1 protein-coding gene is annotated in these 1,629 nt (G+C 56.5%); it reads right to left on the bottom strand.

The genetic code is table 11. From position 1 onward, the window contains the following. Positions 1-1,629, bottom strand: a 1,629-nt coding sequence (locus tag GIW28_RS30545; protein ID WP_329606528.1) for an immunoglobulin-like domain-containing protein, incomplete at both ends; no start/stop codon positions are given.

The following is a 1,629-nucleotide window of genomic DNA, read 5'->3' as shown; positions in this document are numbered from 1 at the left end:
CGAAGTTGCCGCCAGCAGTGTCGGTGATCTTGACCGTCTGGGTGCTCTTGTCGATGAACACGTCATCGCTAGGCGCAGGGACGGTTACGGTGCCGACGGTGTCACCAGCTTTGATGGTGATGGTCGAGCCGTTATCCAGTTTCAGGGTTACGTCAGTACCGGCCTTGTTGCTCAAGGTCGCGGTGTACGTAATCTGACCACCTTCATTGACTGCGCTTGGCGCGGTCAACGTGACGGTAGTGGTGTTATCAGTGCCCGGAGTGTCGGTGACAGTAGTGCTAACTGGCGTAGTACCTGGCACCAGATTTTCGAAGTGCTCGCCGCCGGTGACGCCTTTGATAGCGGTAGTGACGGTCTGGTCGCCCTTGTACACGTCATCTGGAGCTACAACGGTCACGCTGCCGTTCGATTGATTAACGCCGATGGTAATGGTCTGGCCATTATCCAAGGTCACGGTCAGCGGATTGGTGATGTTAGTCACTGCCGCGCCGTTTTTATCCACAAGGCTGGCGGTGTAGACGATGTTGCCGCCTTCACCAACGGTGGTGGTGGCGGTCAGGACCACATCGACCTTGTCGATGGTGTCGTTAATGGTGGTGGTTGCACCGTCGCCTGCGACTTCCAGTTTCTCGAAGTTGCCGCCAGCAGTGTCGGTGATCTTGACGGTCTGGGTGCTCTTGTCGACGAACACGTCATCGCCAGGCGCTGCAACAGTCACGGAGCCAACGGTATCGCCAGCTTTGATGGTGATGGTCGAGCCGTTATCGAGTTTCAGGGTTACGTCAGTACCGGCCTTGTTGCTCAAGGTCGCGGTGTACGTAATCTGACCACCTTCATTGACTGCGCTTGGCGCGGTCAACGTGACGGTAGTGGTGTTATCAGTACCCGGAGTATCGGTGACGGTGGTGCTAACAGGCGTAGTGCCTGGCACCAGATTCTCGAAGTGCGCGCCGCCGGTCACGTTGGTGATGGCGGTAGTGACAGTCTGGTCGCCCTTGTACACGTCATCTGGAGCGACAACGGTCACGCTGCCATTCGACTGATTCACACCGATGGTGATGGTCTGGCCATTATCGAGAGTGACGGTCAACGGGTTGGTGATGTTAGTCACCGGCGCGCCGTTTTTATCCACAAGGCTGGCGGTATAGACGATGTTGCCGCCTTCACCAACGGTAGTGGTGGCAGTCAGAACTACATCCACTTTGTCGATGGTGTCGTTGATGGTGGTGGTTGCACCATCACCAGCCACTTCCAGCTTCTCGAAGTTACCGCCAGCGGTGTCGGTGATCTTGACCGTCTGAGTGCTCTTATCGATGAATACGTCATCGCTTGGCGCAGGGACAGTCACTGTGCCGACGGTGTCGCCGGCTTTGATGGTGATGGTCGAGCCGTTATCCAACTTCAGCGTTACATCAGTACCCGCTTTATTGGAAAGCGTAGCGGTATACGTAATCTGGCCACCCTCATTGACTGCGCTTGGCGCGGTCAGCGTGACAGTAGTGGTGTTATCAGTACCCGGAGTGTCGGTGACAGTGGTGCTAACCGGCGTGGTGCCTGGAACCAGATTTTCGAAGTGCTCGCCACCGGTGACGCCTTTAATAGCGGTAGTGACAGTCTGGTCGCCCTTGT

Source organism: Pseudomonas sp. PA-5-4B (assembly GCF_021606215.1).
Taxonomy (GTDB): domain Bacteria; phylum Pseudomonadota; class Gammaproteobacteria; order Pseudomonadales; family Pseudomonadaceae; genus Aquipseudomonas; species Aquipseudomonas edaphica.
Note: the sequence above shows the minus strand (reverse complement) of the source record. Positions and strands in the feature narration are given on the sequence as shown.